At 70.4% G+C, this 21117-nt stretch carries 20 protein-coding genes; 11 read left to right on the top strand and 9 right to left on the bottom strand.

The features are described from left to right. Positions 1 to 45: 45 nt before the first annotated feature. Positions 46 to 507 carry a MaoC family dehydratase gene (locus P3G67_RS14285; RefSeq protein ID WP_276093809.1) on the bottom strand — a complete coding sequence of 154 codons (462 nt, stop codon included), beginning with the start codon at positions 505 to 507 and terminating at the stop codon, positions 46 to 48. A gap of 182 nt (positions 508 to 689) precedes the next feature. Continuing rightward, positions 690 to 1301, bottom strand: coding sequence for a hypothetical protein (locus P3G67_RS14280; protein ID WP_276093808.1), 612 nt, complete (start codon positions 1299 to 1301; stop codon positions 690 to 692). Positions 1302 to 1509: 208 nt separating this feature from the next. Here P3G67_RS14280 and P3G67_RS14275 point away from each other — a divergent pair, with 208 nt between their 5' ends. Then, a complete protein-coding gene (locus tag P3G67_RS14275; protein WP_276093807.1) occupies positions 1510 to 4326 on the top strand; it encodes a penicillin acylase family protein in 2817 nt (938 codons plus the stop codon). 67 nt (positions 4327 to 4393) lie between these two features. Here the strand turns inward: P3G67_RS14275 and P3G67_RS14270 are convergent, their stop codons facing one another. Continuing rightward, positions 4394 to 5599: a hypothetical protein gene (locus tag P3G67_RS14270; protein ID WP_276093806.1), complete on the bottom strand. Its 1206-nt coding sequence runs from the start codon at positions 5597 to 5599 to the stop codon at positions 4394 to 4396. Positions 5600 to 5797: 198 nt separating this feature from the next. Between P3G67_RS14270 and P3G67_RS14265 the strand changes: the two genes are divergently transcribed. The 4 genes from P3G67_RS14265 to P3G67_RS14250 are packed head-to-tail and all read left to right on the top strand — an operon-like array spanning position 5798 to position 9902. Next, a complete protein-coding gene (locus tag P3G67_RS14265) occupies positions 5798 to 6580 on the top strand; it encodes an SDR family oxidoreductase (RefSeq protein WP_276093805.1) in 783 nt (260 codons plus the stop codon). Beyond that, positions 6577 to 8241: an AMP-binding protein gene (locus tag P3G67_RS14260; protein WP_276093804.1), complete on the top strand. Its 1665-nt coding sequence runs from the start codon at positions 6577 to 6579 to the stop codon at positions 8239 to 8241. The genes P3G67_RS14265 and P3G67_RS14260 overlap by 4 nt, the downstream gene beginning before the upstream one ends. A 60-nt stretch (positions 8242 to 8301) precedes the next feature. Then, on the top strand, positions 8302 to 8898 hold the full coding sequence (locus tag P3G67_RS14255; RefSeq protein WP_276093803.1) for a TetR/AcrR family transcriptional regulator: 597 nt from the start codon (positions 8302 to 8304) through the stop codon (positions 8896 to 8898). Between the two features lie 17 nt (positions 8899 to 8915). Then, positions 8916 to 9902, top strand: a complete 987-nt coding sequence (locus tag P3G67_RS14250) for an NADPH:quinone oxidoreductase family protein (protein ID WP_276093802.1) — start codon at positions 8916 to 8918, stop codon at positions 9900 to 9902. Positions 9903 to 10029: 127 nt separating this feature from the next. Here P3G67_RS14250 and P3G67_RS14245 read toward each other — a convergent pair whose 3' ends face one another. Together P3G67_RS14245 and P3G67_RS14240 are read right to left on the bottom strand one after the other, a co-directional pair. Further along, positions 10030 to 11238, bottom strand: a complete 1209-nt coding sequence (locus tag P3G67_RS14245) for an acyl-CoA dehydrogenase family protein (protein WP_276093801.1) — start codon at positions 11236 to 11238, stop codon at positions 10030 to 10032. Between the two features lie 5 nt (positions 11239 to 11243). Continuing rightward, positions 11244 to 12272, bottom strand: coding sequence for a phosphotransferase family protein (locus P3G67_RS14240; RefSeq protein ID WP_276093800.1), 1029 nt, complete (start codon positions 12270 to 12272; stop codon positions 11244 to 11246). Between the two features lie 162 nt (positions 12273 to 12434). Between P3G67_RS14240 and P3G67_RS14235 the strand changes: the two genes are divergently transcribed. Then, positions 12435 to 13199, top strand: coding sequence for an SDR family NAD(P)-dependent oxidoreductase (locus P3G67_RS14235; protein WP_276093799.1), 765 nt, complete (start codon positions 12435 to 12437; stop codon positions 13197 to 13199). Positions 13200 to 13281: 82 nt separating this feature from the next. Further along, on the top strand, positions 13282 to 14613 hold the full coding sequence (locus P3G67_RS14230) for an enolase C-terminal domain-like protein (RefSeq protein ID WP_276093798.1): 1332 nt from the start codon (positions 13282 to 13284) through the stop codon (positions 14611 to 14613). A gap of 36 nt (positions 14614 to 14649) precedes the next feature. Here P3G67_RS14230 and P3G67_RS14225 read toward each other — a convergent pair whose 3' ends face one another. Both P3G67_RS14225 and P3G67_RS14220 read right to left on the bottom strand, forming a co-directional pair. After that, complete coding sequence (locus tag P3G67_RS14225; RefSeq protein WP_276093797.1) at positions 14650 to 16050, bottom strand: GntP family permease; 1401 nt, start codon at positions 16048 to 16050, stop codon at positions 14650 to 14652. Between the two features lie 37 nt (positions 16051 to 16087). Continuing rightward, entirely contained in the window at positions 16088 to 16582 is a 495-nt protein-coding gene (locus P3G67_RS14220; RefSeq protein WP_276093796.1) for a gluconokinase, read from the bottom strand. Between the two features lie 116 nt (positions 16583 to 16698). Between P3G67_RS14220 and P3G67_RS14215 the strand changes: the two genes are divergently transcribed. After that, complete coding sequence (locus P3G67_RS14215) at positions 16699 to 17415, top strand: FadR/GntR family transcriptional regulator (protein ID WP_276093795.1); 717 nt, start codon at positions 16699 to 16701, stop codon at positions 17413 to 17415. A 153-nt stretch (positions 17416 to 17568) separates the two neighbouring features. Further along, complete coding sequence (locus P3G67_RS14210) at positions 17569 to 18696, top strand: HoxN/HupN/NixA family nickel/cobalt transporter (RefSeq protein WP_269856218.1); 1128 nt, start codon at positions 17569 to 17571, stop codon at positions 18694 to 18696. Positions 18697 to 18701: 5 nt separating this feature from the next. Here P3G67_RS14210 and P3G67_RS14205 read toward each other — a convergent pair whose 3' ends face one another. After that, entirely contained in the window at positions 18702 to 19250 is a 549-nt protein-coding gene (locus P3G67_RS14205) for an NUDIX domain-containing protein (protein WP_276093794.1), read from the bottom strand. A 120-nt stretch (positions 19251 to 19370) separates the two neighbouring features. Here P3G67_RS14205 and P3G67_RS14200 point away from each other — a divergent pair, with 120 nt between their 5' ends. Together P3G67_RS14200 and dmpI are read left to right on the top strand one after the other, a co-directional pair. Further along, the gene (locus P3G67_RS14200; protein ID WP_276093793.1) at positions 19371 to 20282 is read left to right on the top strand and encodes a LysR family transcriptional regulator; all 912 of its coding nucleotides are present in this window, start codon (positions 19371 to 19373) and stop codon (positions 20280 to 20282) included. Between the two features lie 58 nt (positions 20283 to 20340). After that, complete coding sequence (dmpI, locus tag P3G67_RS14195; RefSeq protein WP_276093792.1) at positions 20341 to 20580, top strand: 4-oxalocrotonate tautomerase DmpI; 240 nt, start codon at positions 20341 to 20343, stop codon at positions 20578 to 20580. A gap of 81 nt (positions 20581 to 20661) precedes the next feature. Here dmpI and P3G67_RS14190 read toward each other — a convergent pair whose 3' ends face one another. Further along, positions 20662 to 21096: a ribonuclease gene (locus P3G67_RS14190; RefSeq protein ID WP_269856222.1), complete on the bottom strand. Its 435-nt coding sequence runs from the start codon at positions 21094 to 21096 to the stop codon at positions 20662 to 20664. Positions 21097 to 21117 lie beyond the last annotated feature (21 nt).

The following is a 21117-nucleotide window of genomic DNA, read 5'->3' as shown; positions in this document are numbered from 1 at the left end:
CCTGAGCAACCGCTTAGCCGCCTTCCGGCGAGGGCGTCCGGCGCCTCAGAGGTAGAACCGGGCCACCGTCTCCGCCACACACACCGGCTTGTCCCCGCCCTCCCGCTCGATCGTCACCCGGGTGACCAGCTGCACGCCGTCCGGCACCTCGCCCACCTCGGCGATCACCGCGGACGCGCGCAACCGGGAGCCGACCGGCACCGGGGAGGGGAAGCGCACCTTGTTCACCCCGTAGTTGACCCCCATCCGCACCCCCTCGACCCGCATCAGCTCCGGCATCAGTGAGGGGATGAGGGAGAGCGTCAGATAGCCGTGCGCGATGGTGGTGCCGAACGGCCCCCGCGCGGCCTTCTCCGGGTCGACATGGATCCACTGGTGGTCGCCGGTCGCCTCGGCGAACAGATCGATCCGCTTCTGGTCGACCTCGACCCACGGCGTGTGGCCGAGTTCCTCCCCGACGGCCGTCCGCAGCTCGTCGACCGAAGCGAAGACCCTGGCCTGCGACATCTGTTGCCTCCCACATGCTTGGCGTCGGAGCGTGCTGTCTAAGCGCTTGCTCAGCATGGTTGGCCGAAGGTCGTGTGTCAACGTGGCCGAAGTGCTCGCTCGCCGCCGCGGTGGCGGACCCGCCCGCGACGGCGAGACGGCTGAACAGGCGCGGCCAGCACCGGCCGCGGACGGCAGCGGGCTCACCGCACCGCGTACCGGCTCTCCCACGCGACGGCCCGCGCCGCCGACAGTGCTTCGGGACACAGCACCGGCACCGGCACCACGATGCCGCACTCCGTGCACACCGGTCCCGCGGCCGGATCGTGGCGCAGGCCCTCCCGCCACACGATGCGCGTCGCGCCGCACACCGGGCAGCAGTCGCCGGGCGCCGAGTCGAGGGCGGTGATCAGTCGACGCAGCACATCGGCGAGCCGCCCCGCCGGATGGACGGCCGGATCGTCGCACCAGGCGACCCCGTTCCCACCCCAGGTGCGCCGGTGCCAGTCGTCAAGGCTGGTGGGACGGCGGATGCCGTCGTACTTCTCGCGCTTGCGGCGGGCGGCGAACTCCGCCTCATAGCCCAGCCATACCGCCCTCGCCTCCTCCAACTCCTCAAGCGCGGCCATGAGTTGCGCTTGGCGTGGATGTCGGTCGTCGGGTGCGATACCGGCGCGCAGGCACAGGTGGTGCCAGGTCGCCCGGTGGCCGTACGGCGCGAACCGCTCAAGGCACCGCCGCAGCGAGGTGCGTTGCTCGGCGTCTATCAGCCGCGGATCGCGTACCCGTCTCGCGAGACTGCGGAACCCGGCCATCTCGTACCACCTCCGTCACAGTGGACCACAACACCTCGTGGCGCTATGGAATGGACGTACCCGGCCCGTGATTGGCTCCCCTGGTGAAGGAGTTGTGGAGAGGAACGCCGTAGATCCAGCCGAGATCGGAAACGTGACGGCTGCTCATCTTCCCGCATAGCCCTACCGACGGTAACCTCCGTCGCATTCCCCCCAGGGAGGAGCAGGAATGCGACGACGCACCCTCACTCTCAGAACCGTGGCGGCGACCACGCTGCTCGCGCTCGGCGTCACCCTGACCGGACCCGTTCCGCACGCGGCGGTCGCCGCCGACTCCGGCGGTGACTACTGCCAGGGCCAGTGCGACGACATCCTTCCGCCCGGCGAGAACGGCAACGCCACCCTCGCCGACATCCTCGGCAACAAACTGTTCGGCACCCATCCCGCACACACCGAGGACCAACTCGGCACCTATGGTGCGCTACCCGCAGGCTACGGCTCGCTCACCGACGCCACTCTCGGCGACTTCTACAACAGCTCCTCGTTCGGCGTCCCGTCCGACCAGGTCGAATCCGTGCAGCAGCCGCGCTCCGACGTCACCATCACCCGTGACAAGGCCACCGGCGTCCCGCACATCCAGGGCACCACCCGCTCCGGCACCGAGTTCGGCGCCGGGTACGCGGCGGCCGAGGACCGGTTGTGGCTGATGGACCTCTTCCGGCACGTCGGCCGCGGCGAGTTGACCTCCTTCGCCGGTGGCGCCGCCGCCAACCAGGGACTGGAGCAACAGTTCTTCAGCGCCGCCCCCTACACCGAGGCCGACCTACAGGCCCAGGTGGACCGCATCGCCAAGACCAACGGCGCCCGCGGCCAACAGGCGCTCGCCGACGCGCAGTCCTACGTGGACGGCATCAACGCCTACATCGGCCAGGCCAAACCGGGCCGGTACTTCCCCGGTGAGTACGACCTCACCGGCCACGTCAACGCCATCACCAATGCCGGGGACATCGAGCCGTTCAAGCTCACCGACCTGATAGCGCTGGGCGCGGTGGTGGGCGCGCTGTTCGGCTCGGGCGGCGGTGGCCAGGTCCAGTCGGCGCTCGCGCTCCAGGCCGCCCAGAACAAGTACGGGGTCGTCAAGGGCACCCAGGTCTGGGAGTCGTTCCGCGAGCGCAACGACCCGGAAGCGGTGCTGACCCTGCACGACGGGCAGAGCTTCCCCTACGCGGACCAGCCCGGCCGTCCGCGTGGCGAGGCGCTGCCCGACCCCGGTTCCGTCGTCCCGGAACCGCTCGTCTACGACCGCACCGGCTCAGCCGCCGGCAGCGGGGCGACCGCGCGGACTCCGGTACGCGTTCCGGCGAAGCTGCGGCCGCTGCAGGGCATCTTCGACAACGGCGTACTGCCCGGCAACCTGTTCTCCACGCCCAAGAAGGGCATGTCCAACGCGCTGCTGGTCTCCGGCAAGTACACCGCCAGCGGTCACCCCGTCGCCGTCTTCGGGCCGCAGACCGGCTACTTCGCGCCGCAGCTGCTGATGCGCGAGGAACTGCAGGGGCCCGGCATCAGTGCCCGCGGCGCGGCCTTCGCGGGCCTGAGCATGTACGTCGAACTCGGCCGCGGCCAGGACTACGCGTGGAGCGCCACCTCCGCGGGCCAGGACGTCATCGACACCTACGCCGTCGAACTGTGCGACCCCAGCGGGAACAAGCCCACCCTCCAGTCCAACTCCTACCTGTGGCACGGAAGTTGCGTGCCGTTCGAGAAGATCGAGCGCACCGACGCCTGGTCGCCGACGATCGCCGACTCCACCGCGGCGGGCTCGTACCGGATGCAGGTCTACCGCACGAAGTACGGCCTGGTGACCGCACGCGCCACGGTCGGCGGCAAGCCCGTCGCGTACACCTCGCTGCGCAGCTCCTACCAGCACGAGGCCGACTCGATCATCGGCTTCCAGATGCTCAACGACCCGGGGTTCGTGCACGACGCCCGGAGTTTCCAGCAGGCGGCGCAGCACATCAACTACACGTTCAACTGGTTCTACGCCGACTCCCGGGACATCGCCTACTACAACTCGGGCACCAACCCGGTGCGGGCCGCGGACGTGGACCCCTCACTTCCGGTGCTCGCGGAGCAGCAGTACGAGTGGCAGGGCTTCGACCCGGCCGACAACACCTCCGCGGCCACCCCGCCGTCGCAGCACCCGCAGTCCGTCGACCAGGACTACTACGTGTCCTGGAACAACAAGCAGGCCAAGGACTACAGCTCCTCCGGGTTCGGCAACGGCTCGGTGCACCGCGTCAACCTGCTCGACGACCGGGTCAAGCGACTGGTCGGGCAGGGCGGCGTCACCCGTGCCTCGCTCACCCAGGCGATGGCCGACGCGGCCGTCACCGACCTGCGCGGCGAGGACGTGCTTCCCGAACTGCTCGCGGTACTGCGCAGCAAGCCCGTCACCGATCCCCAACTCGCCAACGCGGTACAGGAACTGGCGAACTGGAGCAACGACGGTGCCAAGCGCAAGGAGACCTCGTCCGGCTCCCACACCTATGCCGACTCCGACGCGATCCGCATCATGGACGCCTGGTGGCCGCTGCTGGTCAGGGGCGAGTTCGAGCCGGGTCTCGGCAGTGACCTGTACAGTGCGCTGACCGCCAACCTGGGCGTGGACGAATCACCGTCGGCCGGGCACGGTCCGACCGGATCGCATGCCGGAAGCTCCTTCCAGTTCGGCTGGTGGTCGTACGTGGACAAGGACCTGCGCGCGGTGCTCGGCAGGCCGGTCCAGGGCGGCCTGACCGAGAAGTACTGCGGGAACGGCGATCTGGCCGCCTGCCAGTCGACGCTGCTGGACACCCTCAAGCAGGCCGTGGCCACCCCGGCGAACCAGGTCTACCCGGGCGACGGCACCGGCTGCTCGGCGGGTGACCAGTGGTGCGCCGACTCCATCCTTCAGCGGCCGCTCGGCGGCGTCACCGACGACCGGATCTCCTGGCAGAACCGCCCGACCTACCAGCAGGTGGTCGAATTCCCCAGCCACCGCTAGGAGTTCACCCCAACGGCGTGCGCTCCCGTGGTTTACGGGAGCCCACGCCGCTCAGCGCGTGGGTGGCCTAATGCGCTATCCGTCCGGCCAGCAGCACCAACCGGGCCAGACCCGCATGGCAGATGTCCATGTGCGCGCCCATCGGCGGGTAGCCGCGCCGCACCACACCGGAGACGTCCACGCTCACCAGCCCGGACTCCGGAAAGTCCCGCCCGGCCGACGGAGAGGTCTCGGCGAGCGTGCGGCGGACGGCGTCGCTTCCCGCGGGGAGTCCGTGGTACCCGACCGCGGCCGGACTGCCGGTGCTGCCGGACGTGCGCCACGCCAGCGGATACAGCGTGCCGAGCCCGTCGTCGTACCGTGAATGGCACACCACCAGCGGCCCGTTGACCCGCTGCCGGGTGCCGCGCAGCGCGTCCGATGTGACCGCGCCCTGGAGCAGCGTCACCGAGGCGGCGAACGCCCCGGCCGCCCGCACCCCGGACAGCGTCAGCCGCGCGCCGAAGCCGTGACCGAGCAGATGGACACGCACCCGTGGCGCCACGTCGGCGAGTTGGTCGAGCAGCTCGGCCAGCCCGATCTCGCCTATGAGGTCGGCCTGGCGGCAGATCCGGTAGTAGGCGAGCTGGCGCAGCACCTCCCTGGCGCCGCTCCACCGGCGGAAGGACGCGGCGTCCGAAGCGCCCTCACGAGCGATCGGAACCGTCTCCGCACCGGTGCTCTCCAGCGCCGCCGCGAACTCCTCGCAGATCCGCTCGACGTCGCCGGTGAGTATCGCCAGCCGGGCATCGGGGGCGAACCGCCGTGCCAGTTCGAAGAACTCGGTGAGCCGGCCCGATGACGCGGGCCGCTCCCGAAGCAGCGCCGCCATGCGCCGTAGCTCGTTGGACCGGGAGGGGAACAGGTCGAGCAGACCGTCCAGGGTGTCCTTGTCCAACCCGCGCTGGACCGCCAGGTTCGCCGCCTGCTCGGCGAGCATCGACGGCCGGTAGTCCACCAGCGGTTCCTCGGTGAAGCGCAACGAGGGCCAGTACACGCCCGCGTAGCCCACCACCGCGTCCCGGCGGCCGCGTTCCAGCAACGCGGGGAACGGGGTGAAGAAGCGGCGGTACACGCGGACCGCGGTGGCGAGGTCGTTGTTCCAGCCGTGCGCGAAGACGATCAGATCCGTGATCCCGGCCCCGGCGGCGCCCAGTATCAGCCGGTCACGCTGTTCCGGGTCGGCGCTGCCCTCCGCGTCGAAGGTCACCGTCCAGTACGGATCGACACCCATGGCCCCCATCGGCTCGCCCCCTGCCGTTCTTCCCCGCCGCCCCCCAGCGTCCCCCTGGCCAGTGTGAGCTACACCCATTACCGCCGGAAGATGCTGTTCCGGCCAGCTGTCCGGGAATCCCACCCCTTCCCGATCCCATACCGACTGGTTAGTATGCGAGCGCTAGTCGCAGATCCGACCAACCGAAGGGACTCCGGCGTGGGCGCGCACCAGGACACACGGATTGTGGTCACCGGCGCAGGACGCGGCATCGGCGCTGCCCTGGCCCGCAGATTCGCCGCGGAGGGTGCCCGCCTGGTGGTCAACGACCTGGACGCGGACGCCGCCCGGGCCGTCGCCGAGGAACTGGGCGCGGTGGCCGTCCCCGGCGACGCCGCCAGCGAGCACGGGGTCGGCGAACTGATCCGGAAGGCCCGCACGGCGTTTGACGGGCCGATCGACGTCTACTGCGCCAACGCGGGCGTACCGACCGGCGGCGGCCCCGAGGCGCCGGAGGAGGACTGGGCGCTGGCGTGGGACGTCAACGTGATGGCCCATGTGCGCGCCGCGCGGGCACTGCTGCCGGAGTGGCTGGAGCGCGGCCAGGGCAGGTTCGTCGCCACGGTGTCCGCCGCCGGACTGCTCACCATGATCGGCGCGGCTCCCTACTCGGTGACCAAGCACGGCGCGCTCGCCTTCGCCGAGTGGCTCTCGCTGACCTACCGGCACCGCGGCGTCCAGGTGCACGCGGTCTGCCCGCAGGGCGTGCGCACCGACATGCTGGACGGCACCGGCGCCGCCGGGCAACTGGTGCTCGCGCCCACCGCCATCGAGCCGGAGAAGGTGGCCGAGGCCGTGCTCGCCGGGATCGCCGACAACCGCTTCCTGATCCTGCCGCACCCGGAAGTCGCCCAGTTCTACACCAACCGCGCCAGCGACCCGGACCGCTGGCTGGGCGGGATGAACAAGCTGCAGCGGCACCTGGAGGACGGTGAGGCGTGAGGTACGCGGACAAACCCTGGCTCCAGCACCTCAGCGCCGAACACATCGCCCCGGTCGATCCGCCGCCCACCATGCTGCACGCGTTCCGTGCGTCGGCCCGGCACGTCCCCGACCGCACCGCACTCGTCTACTTCGACGGACGGCTGACCTACGCCGAGGCCGACGCGCTCTCCGACGGCATCGCCAACCACCTGCTGGCACACGGCTTCCGGCCCGGCGACCGCACCGCGATCGTGCTGCAGAACACCCCGCAGTTCGTCCTCGCACTGCTCGCCACCTGGAAGGCGGGCGGCATCGCGGTGCCGGTCAGCCCCATGTACAAGAGCCGGGAACTCGGCCACGTGCTGCGGGACGCCCAGGCGACGGCGCTTGTCTGCCATGAGCGCGGCTGGAGCGCGTACATCCGGGAGACCGTCGCCGACTCGGCGGTCCACATCGCGCTGACCACGAGCGAGTTGGACCTGCAAAGCCGCGACGACCACCGGGTGCTGCCGACCGATGCCAGGAGCCATCCCGACGACGCCACCGACCTGTTGGCCGCCGCCCGCGCCTCGGCGGGCACACCGGTGCCCGAACCGGCGCTCGGCCCCGACGACGCCGCGCTGATCACCTACACCTCCGGCACCACCGGAGTGCCCAAGGGAGCGCGCAACACCCACGGCAACATGGCCTACAACGCCCAACGCCAGTGCCGGATCCTCCAGTTGCCCGACGGCGCCGTGATCTTCGCGCTGGCGCCGCTGTTCCACATCAGCGGGATGGTCTCGCAACTCGCCGCCGCCCTCACCGGCGGTTCCACCCTGGCCATGGCGTACCGGTTCGAGGCGGGCGTGGTGCTCGACGCCATCCGCGAGCACCGGCCCGCCTACATGGTCGGGCCGTCCACCGCCTACATCGCGCTGATGGCCAGGCCGGACACCAGTGCCGACGACTTCGCCTCCTTCCGGTGGCTCAGCTCCGGCGGCGCACCGCTGCCGCCCGCGGTGGTCGAGGAGTTCCGGCGGCGCTACGGCCACTACGTGCGCAACGGGTACGGGCTCACCGAGTGCACCGGCGCCTGCGCCAGCGTGCCGCCCGGCAAGGAGGCCCCGGTCGATCCGGTCTCCGGGACGCTGGCGGTGGGCGTGCCGGGCCCCGACACCGTGATCCGGATCGTCGACGAGACCGGGGGCGACGTGCCGTTCGGCGAGCACGGCGAGATCGCGGTGCGCGGCCCCATGGTGGTGCCCGGCTACTGGCGGCGGCCCGAGGAGTCGGCCGCCACCCTTCCGGACGGTGAACTGCGCACCGGTGACATCGGGTTCATGGACGAGACGGGCTGGCTCTACGTCGTCGACCGCAAGAAGGACATGATCAGCGCCTCCGGATTCAAGGTGTGGCCACGCGAGGTCGAAGACGTGCTCTACACCCATCCGGCGGTACGGGAAGCGGCCGTGGTCGGCGTACCCCATCCCTACCGCGGCGAGACCGTCAAGGCGTACGTCAGCCTCAAACCCGGTGCTTCGGTGGATTCCGGCGAACTGGTGGCGTACTGCAAGGACCGGCTCGCGGCGTACAAGTACCCGCGCGAGGTCGAGCTCCTGGCCGAACTCCCCAAGAACACCAGCGGAAAGATCCTGCGCCGTGAGCTGCGCGGGCTACCAGGTCAACGGCGCGGCTAGCCGCGTACCGGTCGGTACGCTGGCAGTCCATTCGCGGGTACACAGAGGAAGGGAACGGCCATGGCAGACGGCGGCGACACCAAGGCGGCCACGGTTCCGCAACGGCTGCTGGCCGAGGCCACCCGCCTCTTCGCCGACCGGGGCTTCGACCGCACCTCCGTCCAGGAGATCGTGGAGGCCGCCGGGGTGACCAAGGGCGCGCTTTACCACTACTTCGGCAGCAAGGACGACCTGCTGCACGAGGTGTACGCACGGGTACTGCGACTACAGACCGAACGACTGGAGGAGATCGCCTCCGGCACCGGGACGGTCACCGAGCGGCTGCACCGCGCCGCCGCCGACGTCGTGGTGACCAGCATCGAGAACCTGGACGACACCAAGATCTTCTTCCGGTCGATGCACCAGCTCAGCCCGGAGAAGCAGAAGGCGGTACGGGCCGAACGCCGCCGCTACCACGAGCGGTTCCGCGCACTGGTCGAGGAGGGGCAGCGGGAGGGCACCTTCCGCGCCGAGCTGCGCCCCGACCTGGTCGTGGACTACTTCTTCGGCTCGGTCCACCACCTGGGCACCTGGTACCGCGAGGGCGGACCGCTGTCCGCCACCCAGGTGGCCACGGAGTTCGCAGATCTGCTGCTGTACTCGGTACGGCGGCCCTGAGGTTACGGAGAACCCCTGTGAAGGCATGGCGCGTACACGAGACCGGGGAGCCGCGGGAGGCCATGCGCCTCGAAGAGGTCCCCGACCCGGTACCCGGGCCCGGTGAAGTGCTGGTGCGGGTGCGCGCCGCCAACGTGAACTTCCCCGACGCACTGCTGTGCCGGGGCCAGTACCAGATCCGCCCCGAGCCGCCGTTCACCCCGGGCGTCGAACTGTGCGGGGAGATACGGGAGTTGGGCCCCGGTGTCACCGGACTCCAGCCCGGCGCGCGGGTGATCGCCCCGGCCACGCCGCCCGGCGGGGCGTTCGCCGAGCTGGCGGTCGTCAGGGCGGCGACCGTACTGCCCGCGCCCGAGTCCCTCGACGACGCCGAGGCCGCCGCGCTGCACATCGGCTACCAGACGGGCTGGTTCGGGCTGCACCGCAGGGCGGCGCTGCGCACCGGTGAGACCCTGCTGGTGCACGCGGCGGCGGGCGGCGTCGGAAGCGCCGCCGTACAGCTGGGCAAGGCCGCCGGCGCCTCGGTGATCGGCGTGGTGGGCGGCCCGGAGAAGGCCGCCGTGGCCGCCGAGTTGGGCTGCGACGTCGTGGTGGACCGGCGTACACAGGACTTCGTCGCCGTCGTCAAGGAGGCGACCGGCGGTCGCGGCGCGGACGTGGTCTACGACCCGGTGGGCGGCGAGGCGTACGCCCGCTCCACCAAGTGCGTCGCCTTCGAGGGCCGCATCGTGGTGGTCGGCTTCACCAGCGGCACCATCCCCACCCCCGGCCTCAACCACGCCCTGGTCAAGAACTACTCGATCCTGGGCCTGCACTGGGGCCTGTACAACACCCACGACCCGGCGGCGATCCACGACTGCCACCGGGAACTGACCCGCCTGGCAGCGGAGTCGAAGGTGAAGCCGCTGGTCACGGAGCGTCTGCCGCTCGGGGCAGCGGCGGACGCCGTACAACGGGTGGCCGACGGCACGACGACGGGCCGCCTGGTCATCGTCACGGCCTGACTGGCCCTCAGTCGCCGGACGAGGCTCCGAAAATGAGCCCGTCCGGCGACTGAGGACAAGCCGCGCCAGCGGCGGCGAGGGGAGGGCCGGGGGGCGAAGCCCCCCGGCAGAGGGCGGACGGGGGAAGTCACACGTACCGCTGGAGCTCCCGGCGCGCCAGCGACCTCTTGTGCACCTCGTCCGGCCCGTCGGCCAGCCGCAACGTCCGCGCCGCGGCCCACAGTTCCGCCAGCGGAAAGTCCTGGCTGACCCCGGCCGCCCCATGTACCTGGATCGCCCGGTCCACGATCCGCTGCACGGCCGCCGGAGTGGCGATCTTGATCGCCTGGATCTCGGTGTGGGCCCCACGGTTGCCCACCGTGTCCATCAGCCACGCCGTCTTCAGCACCAGGAGCCGCAGCTGCTCGATCTCCACCCGCGCTTCGGCGATCCACTCCCGTACCACGCCCTGCGCGGCGATCGGCTTGCCGAAGGCGGACCGGGCCACGGCGCGGCGGCACATCAACTCGACCGCCCGCTCGGCCATCCCGATCAGCCGCATGCAGTGGTGGATCCGGCCGGGGCCGAGCCGGGCCTGGGCGATGGCGAAGCCGCCGCCCTCCTCGCCGATCAGGTTCGTCACCGGTACGCGCACATCCTGGAAGACCACCTCGGCGTGGCCGCCGTGGTCACCGTCGTCGTAGCCGAACACCCGCATTCCGCGCCGTACCTCGACACCGGGCGTGTCCCGCGGCACCAGGACCATGCTCTGCTGGCGGTGCCGGTCCGCCGACGGATCGGTCTTGCCCATCACGATGAAGATCCGGCAGTTGGGGTTCATCGCCCCGGAGATGTACCACTTGCGGCCGTTGATGACGTACTCGTCACCGACACGCTCGATCCGGGTTTCGATGTTGGTCGCGTCAGAAGAGGCGACATCCGGCTCGGTCATCGCGAACGCCGAACGGATCTCGCCCGCGAGCAGCGGTTCCAGCCACGCCTTGCGCTGCTCCTCGGTGCCGAACTCGTTCAGCACCTCCATGTTGCCGGTGTCGGGGGCGGCGCAGTTGAGGGCGGGAGGCGCCAAGTGCGGGCTGCGGCCGGTGATTTCGGCGAGCGGCGCGTACTGGAGGTTGGTCAGTCCGCCGCCGTTCTCGCCCGGCAGGAACAGGTTCCACAGGCCGCGCTCACGGGCCTCGGCCTTCAGCTCCGCCACCACCGGAGGCGGGGACCAGGGGTCGTCCGCCTCGGCGCGCTGCCGGGCGAAGACCGGTTCCGCCGGGTAGACGAACTCGTCCATGAAGGCCAGCAGTCGCCGCCGCAACTCCTCGGTGCGCGCGTCGTATCCGAAGTCCATGCCGTTCAGTCCTTCTCGCTGAGGATGGTGAGCCCACGGTCGATGAAGGCCGGGACCAGGGTGCCGATGCGGTCGAAGCCCGCGCCCACGGTCTGGCCGAGGGTGAAGCGGTAGTGGATGCCCTCCAGGATCACCGCGAGCTTGAAGTAGGCGAACGCGGTGTACCAGGCGACCGCGGAGGCGTCCCGTCCGGAGCGCTCCGCGTAGCGGGCGACGAGTTCCGCGGGTTCGGGGTGGCCGGGGGCGCCGCTGGTGGTGGCGACCGGAGAGTCCTCGACGGGCAGCCGCTCGCTGTACATGACCAGCAGACCCAGGTCGGTGAGCGGATCGCCGAGGGTGGACATCTCCCAGTCGAGGACCGCCCGGATCCGGCCGTCCGGGCCGACCAGTACGTTGTCCAGCCGATAGTCACCGTGCACCACGGTGGGCGCGCCGGAGGCCGGCAGCCGGGTGGCGAGCCCGTCCCGCAGCTCGTCGATGCCGGGCAGCTCCCGGTCGCGGGAGGCGGCGAGTTGCTTGTCCCAGCGGCGCAACTGCCGCTCCAGGAAGCCTTCCGGGCGCCCGAAGTCCGACAGCCCGGCTCCGGCCGGATCCACGGCGTGCAGGTCCACCAGCGTGTCGACCAGTCCCAGCACCACCTCGCGGGTGCGCTCGGGGCCGATCTGGGCGAGCTGCGCCGCGGTGCGGTACGGCGTGCCGTCGACGTGTTCCATCACGTAGAACGGCGCCCCGAGCACCGTCTCGTCCCGGCACAGCAGCAGTGGCCTCGGCACCGGTACCGGTGTGGGGTGCAGTCCGGTCAGTACGGTGAACTCGCGCCCCATGTCGTGCGCGGTGGCCAGCACGTGTCCGAGCGGCGGCCTGCGCACCACCCAGCGGGAGACGCCGTCGGTCACGGCGTAGGTGAGGTTCGAGCGACCGCCCTCTATCAGCCGCCCGGTGAGCGGTCCGGTGACGAGGCCCGGCCGCTCGCGGTCCACGTATGCGCGCAACCGCTCCAGATCCAGGCCGGGGGGATTGTCAGTCGTGGTCATCCGGCCATCATGCCGACCAGTCGGTATGGCGTCCAGAGGGGATCGCCGTAAGGGCGGTGAAGAGAACGTGTTCTAAGTCTCGCGGGCATCCGCTACCTTCGTGCCGCGATCAAGATCGAGCCGATTGGGGTGGCCGGTATCCGGCCACAGGGAGGGAACGCGATGAACCGATTCGACGGGCGGAAAGTGCTGGTCACCGGGGCGGGGTCAGGCATCGGTCAGGCGGCCGCGCTACGGCTGCTGGCCGAGGGGGCGACCCTGGCCGCCGCCGACATCAGCGAGGACGGCCTGAAGCGGACGGCGGAGCGCGCCGAGGCCGACGGCCTGGCGGCGCGACTGACCACTGTCACACTGGACATCGCCGACGAGGCGTCCGTCGAGCGGGTGGTCGGCGACGCGGTGTCCGGTCTGGGCGGCCTGGACGTCGTGGTCAACGCGGCCGGAATCCTGCGCAGTTCGCACACCCACCAGATGACGCTGGAGTTCTGGAACCGGATCATCGGGGTCAACCTCACCGGCACCTTCCTGGTCACCCGCGCCGCACTGCCCGCCCTGCTGGACAGCGGCCGGGGCGTGGTCATCAACTTCAGTTCCACCTCCGCCTCGTTCGCGCACCCGTACATGGCCGCCTATGCGGCCAGCAAGGGCGGCATCCAGTCCTTCACGCACGCGCTGGCGTTGGAGTACAGCAAGCAGGGCCTGCGCGCGGCCTGTGTCGCGCCCGGCAGCGTCCAGTCCGGCATGACCGCCGACCCCGGTCTGCCGGAGGACACCGACTGGAGCCTGCTGTCCAAGCTGCTCCCGGCGGTCGGCGAGGGCTTCGCGCCGCCGGAGACGGTGGCTTCGGTCGTCGCGATGCTGGCGTCCGACGACGGCGCCTTCATCACGGGCACCGAGATCAGGGTGGACGGCGGCACGCACATGTAGGGCGGTGCGCGCACCAGGTGGAGGCGCGCATTAAGTGGGTGCCATTGACGCGCACTTCGGGGGGCGCCTAGCCTCTGGCTCTATGGGTGAACGTCATTCACATAGACAGACGGCTGTCGGTGGTACCTCGGCGCTCACCATCGCCGAGGTACGGCTGACCCCGGTGCTGATCGCCGATCCGCCGCTGCTGAACACCCAGGGCGTCCACCAGCCGTACACCCCGCGGCTGATCATCGAGGTGGTCACGGCGAACGGCATCACAGGTGTCGGCGAGACGTACGGCGACACCTGCTATCTGGACCTGGCACGTCTGCTGGCGGACGCCCTGCCCGGGCAGTCGGTCATGCATCTGAACGGCCTGTTCACCCTGGCCGAGACGGTGTGCGGCGAGCCGGAGGGGGTGTCGGACTCCGTCGACACCGGTGGGCTGCGCGGGGCGCGGACGGCCGACAAGCTGCGGCTGTCCGTTGTCTCCGGCTTCGAGGTCGCCTGCCTCGACGCCCTCGGCAAGGCGCTCGGCGTCCCCGTGCACGCCCTGCTCGGGGGGAAGGTCCGGGACCGGGTGGAGTACAGCGCCTACCTGTTCTACCGCTGGGCCGAACACCCGGTCAGCGGTGCGCCGTTGGACGACTGGGGCGCGGCGCTGGACCCGGAGGGGATCGTGGCCCAGGCCCGGCGCTTCGTACGGGACTTCGGCTTCGCCTCGTTCAAGCTCAAGGGCGGCGTCCTCCCGCCCGACGACGAGATCGCCGCCATCCGCGCGCTGGCCCGGGCGTTTCCCGGGCGTCCGCTGCGCCTCGACCCCAACGGCGCCTGGTCGGTGGAGACCTCGCGGTACGTCGCCGGTCAACTCGTCGGCACACTGGAGTACTTGGAGGACCCGACGAGCGGCACCGCCGGTATGGCGCGGGTGGCCCAGTCCGCGGGGATGCCGTTGGCCACGAACATGTGCGTGACGACGTTCGCCGAGATCCCCGAGGCGTTCACCAGGGGCGCCGTCCAGGTCGTGCTCTGCGACCACCACTACTGGGGCGGGCTGCGCCGGACCCGGGAACTGGCCGCCGTCTGCCGGACGTTCGGAGTGGGCCTGTCCATGCACTCCAACACCCATCTGGGCATCAGCCTGGCCGCGATGACCCATGTCGCGGCCACTGTCCCCGACCTCGGCTACGCCTGCGACTCGCACTACCCGTGGCAGACCGAGGACGTCATCACCGCCCGGCACACCTTCCACGGCGGCCGTCTCACCGTCAGCGACGCCCCCGGCCTGGGCGTGGCACTCGACCGCACCGCCCTGAAGGCCCTGCACCAGCGGTGGTTGGACGACGACGGCGCCCTGCGCGACCGCGACGACTGCGCCGCCATGCGCAAGGCCGACCCGGCCTGGACCACCCCCGCCGTACCTCGCTGGTAGCCGGGGTGGGGGGCGACCGCCCCACACCCCGGGCAGTCACAACACCACTGACAACGCCAGCACGAACACGATCGACACCACGGAGATCACCGTCTCCATCACCGACCAGGACTTCAGGGTCTGCGGGACGTCCATCCCGAAGTACCCCTTGACCAGCCAGAAGCCCGCGTCGTTCACATGGGAGAAGAACAGCGAACCGGCGCCCACCGCGAGCACCAGCAGTGCCGTGTGCGTCGTGCTCATCCCCGTGGCCAGTGGGGCGACCAGTCCGGCCGCCGAAATCGTGGCCACGGTCGCCGAGCCTGTGGCGACCCGGATCAGCAGCGCGATCAGCCACGCCAGCAGCAGCGGCGAAATGTGCCAGCCGTGCGACCAGTTGAGGATCATCTGGCCGATCCCGGCGTCGACCAGTACCTGCTTGAACCCGCCGCCCGCGCCGACGATCAGCACGATGCCGGCGATGGGGCCGAGCGACCGGTCAACGGTCGCGGAGATGCGCTCCTTGGAGAACTCGGCCGGGCGCGCCAGCGTGAACATGGCCAGCCCCACCGCGGCCAGCAGGGCCACCAGCGGAGTGCCGATCACGTCGAAGACCCGGTAGACCAGGCTTCCCTGGTTCTTCACCAGCACGTCGACCAGCGCCTTGGCCAGCATCAGCACCACCGGCAGCAGCATGGTGCACACCGTCGGCACGAATCCGGGCCGTCGCGCCAGGTCGTCGGAAGCCCGGGTGGGCGTCAGGTTCTCCGGCGGCGTGGCCTCGACCCACCGGTCGGCGATCCGCCCGAACAGCGGACCGGCGATGATCACCGTCGGGATCGCGACCAGCACGCCGAGCGCCAGCGTCGTACCCAGGTCCGCGTGGATCGCGGCAACCGCGGCCAGCGGCCCAGGGTGCGGTGGCACCAGACCGTGCATGACCGAAAGACCGGCCAGCGCCGGAATGCCCACCCGCATCAGCGACTGGTTGCCGCGCCGGGCGACCAGCAGCACCACGGGGATCAGTAGCACGATCCCCACCTCGAAGAACAGCGGCAGCCCGATCAGCGCCGCGATCAGCGTCATCGCCCACGGCAACCGCCGCTCCCCGGTCCTGGCCAGGACGGTGTCGACGATCTGGTCGGCGCCGCCGGAGTCGGCCAGCAGCTTGCCCAGTATCGAGCCGAGCGCGATCAGCACACCGGTGCTCGCGACCGTCGCGCCGAGGCCGGTGGTGTAGCTGGTGATCGCCTTCGCCAGCGGTGCTCCGGCGACCACGCCGAGCACGCCGGAGCCGATGGTGAGCGCCAGGAAGGCGTGCATCTTCCAGCGGGTGATCAGCAGCACGATGACGGCGATGCCGGCCAGCGCGGCGATGCCGAGCTGGGTGTCACCTGCGCTGGTGATCGGCGGCGGGGCCGGGGTCGCGGCCAGCAGCTCGACGCTGAGTGCGGGCATGAGAACTCCGTAGGACGCGGGGACGGGGAGGGTCGGGCTAGTCGGGCAGGGCGGCGAACGCCCGCTCGGCGATCTGTGCCGGGCCGCCGTCGATGGTGATCACGGCGCCGGCCTCGTCGGGCTCCAGCGGTTCCAGTGCTTCGAGTTGGGAGCGCAGCAGCCCGGCGGGCATGAAGTGCTCCATGCGCGCCGCGAGCCGCGAGGCGATCAACTCCGGTGGCCCGTCGAGGTGGACGAAGAAGAGGTCGGGCGCGGCGGCCCGCAGCCGGTCGCGGTAGCTGCGCTTGAGCGCCGAGCAGCTCACCACGCCGCCCTCGCGGCCGCGATCGGTGATCCAGGCGGCGATGGCGTCCAGCCAGGGCGATCGATCGGCGTCGTCCAACGGATGTCCGGCCGACATCTTGGCGATGTTGGCGGGCGGATGGAAGTCATCCGCCTCGGCGTAGGGGACTCCCAGCCGTTCCGCGAGCAGTCCGCCCACGGTGGACTTGCCCGAACCGGACACCCCCATGACGACGACCATGTGTGACATCCGCGTGAAACCTCTTCCTCTGAATGACGCGTTCAATAAACGCCATAGGTACTACTTATTCAAGAGCCTGTGACATAAAAGTCATACGAGAGTGCTGACGGAATAAGCTGTCCCCCATGCCTCAGCAGGAAGCCCGGCCGGGCGAAGGCGGTCTGCACGCCCGCGTACTGGCCGAACTCGGCCCAGCCATCGCCTCCGGGGAGTACCCGCCGGGCACCGTGCTGCGCATCGACGAACTGGAACAGCGCTACGGCGTCTCGCGCACCGTCGTCCGCGAGGCCGTCCGGGTCCTGGAGGCGATGCACCTGGTCGAGACCCGGCGCCGGGTGGGTATCACCGTGCGCCGCACCGAGGAGTGGAACGTCTTCGACCCCGCCGTCATCCGCTGGCGCCTCGCCGGACCCGACCGGCCGCGGCAACTGCGCTCACTGACCATGCTGCGCACGGCCGTGGAACCGGTCGCCGCCGGGCTCGCCGCCGTGGCCGCCGACCCCGGCCAGTGCCGCAGCCTCACCGCGCTCGCCGCCGAGATGGCCGCCGCGGGCCGGGCCGGGGACCTGCGCGAGTACCTGGTGCACGACGTGGCCTTCCATCGGGTGGTGCTTGAGGCATCCGGCAACGAGATGTTCGCCCGCCTCGGCGATGTGGTCGCCGAGGTGCTCACCGGCCGTACCGAGCACCATGTGATGTTCAGCGCCCCCGACCCGGCGGCCGTCACCCTGCACGTCCAGGTCGCCGAGGCGGTACGGGCCAGGGACGCCGAGGCCGCGGAGCGGTTGATGCGGGAGATCTGTGTCGGCGCACTGCGTGAACTGGACATCCTCGCGCCCTGACAGCGCCCCAACGCGCCCCCTGTGCTGCCAGTGGCTTGTTATTGCAGGTAATGTGCAGCAGCGATTCAATGTCGACAGCGCCCTGACGGCAGCCGAGCTGTGCAGGAGCCGCGCTCGCGCACCGTACGCACCGACGCACAGGGGGACCGACCCATGGCCACGACCGGTATCCAGCCAGCCCCGTCCCTGAGCCGAATACGCCAGTCGCTGACCCGCGCCGAGTGGGCGCGACTCGGCGGCATGGCCGGGTTCATCCTGCTGCTGCACATCGTCGGCTTCGGCATCCTGACCGCCTTCGTGGCTCCGGAGCACTACAAACTCGGCACCGGCGCCTTCGGACTGGGCACCGGGCTGACCGCGTACACCCTCGGCATGCGGCACGCCTTCGACGCCGACCACATCGCGGCCATCGACAACACCACCCGCAAGCTGATGGCCGACGGTCAGCGGCCGCTGTCGGTGGGTTTCTGGTTCTCCCTCGGCCACTCCTCCGTGGTCTTCGGGCTGACCTTCCTGCTCGCACTGGGCATCAAGGCGGTCGGCACCGGCCTGGCCGACGACAACTCCCAACTGCACAACGTCGGCGGCCTGATCGGCACCCTGGTCTCCGGCTTCTTCCTGGTGCTGATCGCCGCCATCAACCTGGTGGTCCTGATGAGCCTGGTCAGGGTGTTCCGCAGCATGCGGCGCGGGGAGTACGACGAGGCCGAACTGGAAGCGCAGTTGGACAAGCGCGGCTTCATGAACAGGATCCTCGGCAAGACCACCGGCGCGGTCCGCAAGCCCTGGCACATGTACCCGATCGGCTTCCTGTTCGGCCTCGGCTTCGACACCGTCACCGAGGTCAGCCTCCTGGTGATGGCCGCGGGCTCGGTCGCCTCCGGGCTGCCCTGGTACGCGATCATCTGCCTGCCGGTGCTGTTCGCGGCCGGGATGTCGCTGCTGGACACCATCGACGGCTCGTTCATGAACTTCGCCTACGGCTGGGCCTTCTCCAAGCCGGTCCGCAAGGTCTACTACAACCTCACCATCACCGGCCTGTCGATCGCCGTGGCGCTGATCATCGGCGGCGTCGAACTGCTCGGCCTGCTCGGCGACAAGCTCTCGCTGACCGGCCCGTTCTGGGACTGGGTCGGCTCGGTCGACCTCAACACCGTGGGCTTCTGGATCGTCGGGCTGTTCGTTGTCACCTGGGTCGTGGCGCTCGCGGTGTGGAAGTTCGCCCGCATCGAGGAGAAGTGGGACCACGGTATGCGCGCCGCCGAGGAGCCCGCGCACTAGCCGGCTCAGTCGGCGCTGCCGCCGACCGCGCCCTCTCCGCTGCGTACGGCCTGGAGCTGGAGGTAGGCCTCCAGGCCGTCCGGCACCCACTCCCACTCCGCAAGCCTGCGCTCCAACTCCTCCTCGGTGAGGAAGGTGTGCCAGGAGACCTCCTCGGCCTGCGGATGAACAGGTAGGGCGCACTCCACCTCGTAGACCCTCGACCACCAGGTGTGCTCGGCGGTCTCGTACAGGAACTGCAACACCGGCGACGGCTGCGGCAGCCCCTGGACGCCCAGCTCCTCCTCGGCCTCACGCAGCGCCGCCTCGTCGTAGCTCTCGCCCGCGCCGACCACGCCACCGACGAACATGTCGTAACGCGACGGAAAGACAAGCTTGTTCGGGGTACGGCGATGGACGAAGATCCGCCCCTGGGGATCGCGGGCGAGCACGAAGACGCAGCGGTGCCGCAACCGCTTCCGGTACGCCTCACCGCGCGGCGCCTGCCCCGTCACACGGTCGTTCTCGTCCACGATGTCCAGCAACTCGTCCGCCGAGCGTCCCTCAACAGCCATAACGCCATCCAAGCAGAGCGGCCCCCGCGGCTGGCGCAACCTCGGCACGTACGGTCGGTGGCGTCCGGCACACCCACCAGGACACCAGCGCCGACCAGCCGTTGACCAGAGGAACCGACAGTGGAAATACGCCAGCTCCAGTACTTCACCGCCGTCGCCGAGGAGTTGCACTTCGGTCGGGCGGCGGAACGGCTGCACATCGGCCAGCCCGCGGTCAGTCAGCTGATCCGGCGGCTGGAACGCGAACTGGGCGTCGAACTCTTCGACCGCTCGCCCCGGCAGGTACGGCTGACTCCGGCCGGTACCCGACTGCTGCCGGAGGCACGGGCGGTGCTGGCCGCAGCAGAGCGGGCGCGGGCGGTCGTGGCCGAGGAGCTGGCGATCCAGCGGGACAGCCTGCGGATCGGCACCAGCACGGGTATGGGGGAGCGGCTGGACGATGTGCTGACCGCCTTCCGCGAACTCGTACCGCAAGCCGGTGTCGACCTGCGCTACGTGCCCACCAGGGAGCGCCTGGAACAGGTGGCGCAGGGCGCGTTGGACGCCGCCTTCGTGCGCGGTGAGCAGGAGGAGGACGAGCGGCTGCGGATCGTCCCGGTCTGGCAGGAGCCGCTCGTCGCGGTGCTTCCCGCGGCACACCCGCTCGCCGCCCGCGACGAGTTGCCGTGGGAGGAACTGGCCGCGCTGCCGTTGCGGCTCACCGCGCGCCGCAACAACCCGCCCCTTGTGGACCTGGTGCTCTCCGCATGCCGGGACGCCGGGTTCGAGCCGATCCCCGGGCCACCCAGCACCGCGCTGCAGGACACCCTGGCGGCGATCGGCTCCGGGACCCCCATGTGGACCGTGGTGTACGCCGCGCACGCCGCCCAGTTGAGGGCACCAAGGGTGGCGTTCGTGCCGTTCAGATCACCGGGGCTGACCATCACCACCGGACTCGTGCTGCCCCGCGCCCGGCCGCCACGGCATGCGCAGGCGCTGCTGGAGGCGTGCGCACGGGCGCGTGTGCGGTGGACGGACGATCACGTTCACTGATCGCAGTGAGTGCCGGAAGCGCCTTGGCGCCGGTCGTCCGCCGCGATGAACTGGGGCCATGCCGGTGAGCGGCCCGGAACAGCCGGAAGCCACCGGGGAGTTGAAGGAGCACGCCATGCCCAACGTCATCGTGCAGCAGGGTCCCCGTAGCGTCGAGCTCAAGCGCGACCTGGTGCGCCGGATCACGGACGCGTTCGTCGACGCCTACCAGATTCCGGCCGACACCGTGTCCGTCTGGATCCAGGAGACGCCCGCCGACAGCTGGGGCTCGGGCGGAAAACTCACCGCCGACAAGTGAGGCCGCTCATCAGAACGGGTCTGGCCGCCTGATGTTCATCAGCCGGACAGACCCGTTCGGGCGTGTGGGGGGACAGGTACTTCAGCAGCTGAAGTCGATCTGGCTGAACGAGGCGTAGTGGTCGGCGGTGTAGTAGTCGGTGCCGTCGTCGCCGGTGACGATGCGGCGGGCACCGCGGGTGCTCGCGCCGGGGGTGATCACGGTGTACGCGTGGTAGTAGCCGTACGACTCCGACGGGAGGACGCCCTCCCGGTTGTCGAAGACCTCACCGTCCTTGGAGAACGGGTACGGCCCGCCCTGGGCGATCAGGTTGAGCGTGTCGTCGGCCTGGCTGGGCAGGGCGGACTGGCACACCGTGCCGACGTCGAAGGGCTGCACCGCCACGGTCGAGGCGGCGGGCGCGGCGGTGGCCGCCTGCGCGGGTCCGGCCAGCACGGTGGTGGGGCCGAGAATGATCGTTCCGGCGAGGATCATCGCGGAACCGCGGGAAAGCAACGCGCGTAGAGGCATTCGCATATGGCCAGTGTGGTGTGGCGT

This window comes from Streptomyces silvisoli, assembly GCF_029269905.1.
Lineage (GTDB): Bacteria > Actinomycetota > Actinomycetes > Streptomycetales > Streptomycetaceae > Streptantibioticus_A > Streptantibioticus_A silvisoli_A.
This window is presented reverse-complemented; position numbering and strand designations above follow the sequence as displayed.